Below are 5267 nucleotides of genomic sequence, written 5' to 3'. Positions count from 1 at the left end.
ATACAATATGTAACTTTCCTTATTTTACAGGAGTTAACAGGGTATGAGGTACAAATGAGAAACAAAAAATTAATACTGTTTTTTTAAGCCGGTAATATCTTTTTCATTTTTTGGCTAAAATTTATACTCAAGTTGAAATTTATAAAATCGCCTTCAAAATCATTTAATCTGTTTTCCTTTTTCCGTTAACCTATATTTTTGTTTACTACTTTTTGGCTAGTCCGGGATTGTCATTTTCAAAGGTTATCAATAGTTCTATTTGGTTGTTGAACTGCTTTTAGTTCAAAACGTAAGGTTTTATCCTGACAAACTTCCGTTAAAAGTAAAATTATAACCTGACAAAAATATCTTAATATTAAGATTATAGGCTTACAAATTTTTATGATGGACTTTATCTTTTTAAAACTTCCCAATACCTTCTAGTACCTCCAATTTTTTGATGATGCCTTTTTCCTTTAGAGTGTTGAAATGTGCTTGTACAGCAGAATTGTTTATTTCTAATCGTTGGGCGACGTCCAGGTAAGCTATTTTGTTGTTTTCCTTTATTAATTCTAAGATTTCTACCTGTCTTTCGGTTAAACTTTCCATTGCGCCTCCTATTGCATTACATATTGCACCACTTACTTATCTTCATTAAATAGGATAATTTAAATTTTAATATCCCATGGTATTGAACTCAATCTTTCCTTAATTTTCATCAATGCTTCTTCAACTTCACTTTCATTAGGAAACCTGCCATTGGTATAAACCAACTTTCTAAAATTGCCACTATAAATATTTTTTAATTGACTCCACACATTTTTCAAATTGGAAAAAATCAAGGCTTCATTTGGATGGTAGGCCAACCAGGCATTATTATTTTTAAAGCTTTCTACGTCGTCGTTAGCGACTTTAAGCAACATAGATTCAAAAGCTCTTGAATAAAAGAATTTTGAAAGCCCTTCATTTTGAAGCATTAGGCATAAATCATAAGTATGGCGTATTTTCTTTTTTAAGTCCTCTATTGCATTTTCTTCATAGGAAAACCGAACCAAACTCATTATTTTCTCACATAAGGTTCTTTTGGGATCGAGTACTTTTACCTCAAAAGGTTCCAATCCATATTCCGAAATCATTTGTAACTGGCCAGTATTTTTCATCATATCATAAACATAGGAGTTTACCATTTTCTCGGTATAGGGTTCAAAATATCCCAACCAGGTAGCTTCTACAATTATCACATCTCGAACCTGACCGTAATCTCCTTTAAACTCTTTGTTATAGGAGTGAGCTGTTTTTCGGTTCATGCCCATTTTTTGAGTAACATTTTCTAACTCTACCTCATTCAGTACAGAAGATACTACCTTACTGATTTTCTTAATTTTATTAGTGAGTTTATTACCAGAATCTCCTTCATTCCTTAGAACAACTAGATCAATATCTTCACTAAACCGGTCAATTAAACCAAAACATTTGGACAATGCTGTTCCACCTTTAAAAACAGCTTCTTTTCCAATTTCATGGGTAAAAATAGTATATAAAGCATAAGTAATCCAGTAATCTTTTTCTATATAAACGTCTCGGATGTCCATTTCCTGGGCTGTAAACCTGACAGCCTGTGTAAAGAGCTTTTTATTTTCGTGTAGTTTCATTTAATATTCCAGTTTTCGGTGTTCGATAATACTGTATTTATTCCCGGAAACTTATATGATGTAATTGAATTTAACGTCTTTTGCAGTATTTCTGTTATTTCAACTTGTCCAAGTTCATCTAGTATAGCCCCAAGAAGCGCCCGGGTAGATGGAGGGTATTTTTTAGATAAACGAACCATTGTATATAAATCTTCCTTGGGCAAATCTTTTATTATGGCAAATAACCTTCTACATGCAGACACCATTGTAGTATCAGGAATTTTTTTGATGTATCGAATGGCATCCAATAACTGTAATAAAGGAATGTTTTCTTTAGTAATCGTATTTTTTTGCTTAATAAAAGCAATAGTATAGCGCCCACGGCTAAAGGTTGGACGGATTTCATTTTTCCCTATTTGAATAGTATTACTTACCTGAGTCGTCAACCCCAATTTATTGTAAATACTTAATCCTGTGAGATACCCTATTATCTTTCCATCATCTTCCAAGATGTCTTTTACAATTTGATATTGCTCCGGAACCAATTCACCAAATACGGTTTTTTCCGGTTTGTAATATTTTCCTTTTGAGAGTTTTGTAATACGCCCTGAAGCTGCCATACGATTAAGAGCCTTAATCACGGCTTCCTTTTTATTCACCTCGACTGAAAAATCTTCATAGGTGAATACATAGCCTTTTGGGAATCTATTTATAATATCTACTATATAATCAGTAACTTTCAATGGATTTAACTTTTTGTAAATATAAAAAATGTCCAGTTAATTTCATAAAAAACTGGACAAATTATTTTTTATTGCCTAAAATGTAGGTTTATTCCCTTATAGTATTCCAAGTCCCTTCTTTATAAGACCCTTGTCGTTCTATTAATTGTGATTCTTTCAATTTAGCAATATATGTTTCTATGGTTCTTGAAGAAACCCCAAGTATTTTACTTGCTCTTTCTGCTGTTATGGTGCTATCAGCTTCCATAAGCATTAATAATTTCACTGTGTTAAAGCTGCTACCCTTTAAAAGCTTCTCCGAAGTTTCTCCGAAGTTTTTGGAAAATCTGAAGTTAATGCATTTATATATTTTTCAGCATCCGTATTTAAAATACTTAATATCAACCCCTTATCAACGGTGTCGCTTTTAAGTGCTTCCTGAAGCTTCTCCGAAGCTTCCCCGAAGTTTTGACTCCAGCTTCCTCTTTTTGGGTATAAAATTTTAAAATGGTAGCATCAAAACTAATATCATACTCGGGTGCTGTATGGTTGTATTGTTCCCAGTTGGTTTCGATCTTGTCGAAGCCATAGCCGGCATTTTCGGCCAAGTGTAGACTCCCCCCAATTAGAACTGCTAGATTGTCAAAGATACTTGTTTTTAACAGTTCTGTCGATATCGACAGAACTGTTAAGTTTTGCATAGGCTACTGGGGATAGATTATCTAAAGCATTGTGTGGACGATAATGGTTATAATCATCCATCCAAATTTGTGTTTGCTCTCGTACTTGATCTAAGTTATCAAAAATATATTTATTAAGGACGCCTCTTCTGTAGGATCCATTAAACCGTTCTATAAATGCATTTTGTGTTGGTTTTCCTGGCTGTATATATTTAAGGGATATGATGCTATTACCATTGGACAGCTATAAGGAAGCCATGGATCTTATTTTGTATTTGCTTAAGACATGTATTATGGCTTTACATGCAGATTATGTTACTAATGAGTTTATAGGGGAGCCGGAATTCAATACGAGTGAAGTTCTGAAATTGATTACCCAGCTTATGCCATATGAAGAAATGGAGTTTTTGGACGAGGTGAACATTATGATGAAACAATTAGAATTAAAATAATAAACGCTATGAAAAAGAAACAAATCAAGGAATTACGAGTATTGGCCAAAAATAAATTAAACACATTGGAGCCTTCCAATTTGCGGAAAGAAAAATATAAACCCTCCTTTTTGGAATTTGATGGATATACCGATTTGTTTATTACCATTGAAGCATTGATCAATGTAAGTATCTTGGCGGCACAAGGCGATACATTTTCACCGCCCAGGATTAAAGATCATGGTATAGATATTCGTAGGACTTTAGAACTGGCAAACAATCTTTTGCCCTTTGAAGAAGGGGAATTTTTGGATGAGTCATACAAGCTTTTGAAAAAAGAAAACTAGGCTTTCTTTACTGGGAAAATGAATCCCCAAATCTTACCATAACTAATACTATTTCGTTTGGTTTTTAGGAGGGTTTATCCAATTCAAATAGTGTGCTTCAACTTCAGGAGATGCCTTTATAAAACTTTGATAATGTCTTTTTATACGTTCGTTTTTGTTTTTTAGCTGCTGATTCGTATGTCGGTAACTTAGCGTGCTAAAACCCAATACTAATAAAATTACGATGTATATAATACTACATACCACTATCCATTTCGGAAATAGCATGGACTTATCCATACTATGAATTAAGTCTTTTGTGTTTGTAGCCTGAGCTTCTTCAAATTGCGCTTGCCTTTTTAGATGTGTTTCCAACAGATCTTCAATCTGTGAAGTATCAGCTTTCACTTTTACTTCACGAAGCTTTTTTGACAGCCCTTCTAATTTAGCTACCGATACATTAAATTCTTCAATTTCCTCCGTCAGCAAAGCTGCTATTTCTTCTAATTTTGCCATTGCTTTCTATTTTAATAACCAATCCCAATCCCCGTGTGAATAGCTTTTTTAATAACATGTTTTGCTACTTTTTTAGCGATGGATGCTGCTAGATTAGCATTAAGGGTTACTGTTTGATTTACTATTTTAAGGGTATTATCTTTTGATATTTTTAGTCCCTTTGCATTGTTATAAGAAATCGCTTGTAGTATTTTACCGCCTGACATTTCTCTGTGCACAGCACTTCCTTTTAGGTTATGCGATTTATAGGCAAACCGAAACCCCTGCAATTGCTTGGATTTATTAATCACAGGAATCACTTTAACTCCCTGTTTTTGCATGCGTTTTATATACTGATCTACGGTTTTGGGCCTGGTCTGTAAAGTTTTTAAGTGTTGTTGTTTGATAAGTGCCCGAATGTGTAATAGCGATTGTTGTTTTACTTGTTGCACCTCTCTAGTGGTGGTTAAATGCATTTCTTTAGCCACTTTCTCTGCTGCCAATTGACTGTGCTTTCCTATATAACTGTCATTATAAGCCTTTCCATCAAACCCAATACGATTTACATACAGGTGAACATGAAGGTGTTTTTTATCTCGGTGTACAAAAGCCATTGCTTGATGCTGTTGTAGTTTCATTTGTTTTACAAACCTATCGGTGAGCTCTTCTAGCTTTTTTACACTCAATTTCTTTCCATCTTCCACAGTTGGACTGAGTACAAAGCTCAAGGTGTTTTTCTGGCAACGGGAATTGGTATCTTGTATAATTTTAAATTCCTGAGTTATCGCTGATGGAGTCTCTCCAGCTAAGTGTGCTTTATAGACCACTTCTGACATTTTTTCCTGATTCATTCCATAACGCATAGAAGCCCCTGTATGTGCTATAGCCATTCCTTTTCCTATCATTTTTTAAAATTTTGCAAATGGTTTTTGATTTCTTCAGCGAGTTGGTAAACTTCATCGGTTAGCTTGGGATTCCTTTTTTTAAACATATTCCCAATGCG

General features: G+C 34.0%; 8 protein-coding genes and 1 pseudogene. 2 read left to right on the top strand and 7 right to left on the bottom strand.

Translation table 11 applies throughout. The features are described from left to right. Positions 1-399: 399 nt before the first annotated feature. From ACN0QX_RS15445 to ACN0QX_RS15425, 5 genes and pseudogenes are all read right to left on the bottom strand, one after another. Complete coding sequence (locus ACN0QX_RS15445; RefSeq protein ID WP_040880281.1) at positions 400-588, bottom strand: winged helix-turn-helix domain-containing protein; 189 nt, start codon at positions 586-588, stop codon at positions 400-402. 59 nt (positions 589-647) lie between these two features. Further along, positions 648-1631 carry a nucleotidyl transferase AbiEii/AbiGii toxin family protein gene (locus ACN0QX_RS15440; RefSeq protein ID WP_008616060.1) on the bottom strand — a complete coding sequence of 328 codons (984 nt, stop codon included), beginning with the start codon at positions 1629-1631 and terminating at the stop codon, positions 648-650. Further along, positions 1628-2353 (bottom strand): DUF6088 family protein, encoded by a 726-nt coding sequence (locus ACN0QX_RS15435; RefSeq protein ID WP_008616061.1) that lies wholly within the window; start codon positions 2351-2353, stop codon positions 1628-1630. Before ACN0QX_RS15435 ends, ACN0QX_RS15440 begins: the two co-directional genes overlap by 4 nt. A gap of 88 nt (positions 2354-2441) precedes the next feature. Continuing rightward, complete coding sequence (locus ACN0QX_RS15430; RefSeq protein ID WP_083833531.1) at positions 2442-2606, bottom strand: HTH domain-containing protein; 165 nt, start codon at positions 2604-2606, stop codon at positions 2442-2444. Positions 2607-2974: 368 nt separating this feature from the next. Then, positions 2975-3235, bottom strand: a pseudogene (locus ACN0QX_RS15425) (integrase core domain-containing protein); the annotation flags it as partial. On the opposite strand from ACN0QX_RS15425, the gene ACN0QX_RS15420 reads away from it, so the two are divergent. Then, complete coding sequence (locus ACN0QX_RS15420) at positions 3234-3464, top strand: hypothetical protein (protein WP_337900168.1); 231 nt, start codon at positions 3234-3236, stop codon at positions 3462-3464. The pseudogene ACN0QX_RS15425 and the gene ACN0QX_RS15420 sit on opposite strands and share 2 nt — an antisense overlap. Positions 3465-3472: 8 nt before the next feature. After that, positions 3473-3790 carry a hypothetical protein gene (locus ACN0QX_RS15415; RefSeq protein ID WP_417198197.1) on the top strand — a complete coding sequence of 106 codons (318 nt, stop codon included), beginning with the start codon at positions 3473-3475 and terminating at the stop codon, positions 3788-3790. 48 nt (positions 3791-3838) lie between these two features. Here ACN0QX_RS15415 and ACN0QX_RS15410 read toward each other — a convergent pair whose 3' ends face one another. Together ACN0QX_RS15410 and ACN0QX_RS15405 are read right to left on the bottom strand one after the other, a co-directional pair. Then, positions 3839-4285 (bottom strand): DUF6730 family protein, encoded by a 447-nt coding sequence (locus ACN0QX_RS15410; RefSeq protein ID WP_417198196.1) that lies wholly within the window; start codon positions 4283-4285, stop codon positions 3839-3841. An 11-nt stretch (positions 4286-4296) separates the two neighbouring features. Further along, complete coding sequence (locus tag ACN0QX_RS15405; protein ID WP_417198198.1) at positions 4297-5154, bottom strand: relaxase/mobilization nuclease domain-containing protein; 858 nt, start codon at positions 5152-5154, stop codon at positions 4297-4299. Positions 5155-5267 lie beyond the last annotated feature (113 nt).

This window comes from Bizionia sp., assembly GCF_048259285.1.
GTDB classification, from domain to species: Bacteria; Bacteroidota; Bacteroidia; order Flavobacteriales; family Flavobacteriaceae; genus Algorimicrobium; species Algorimicrobium hallyeonense.
This window is presented reverse-complemented; position numbering and strand designations above follow the sequence as displayed.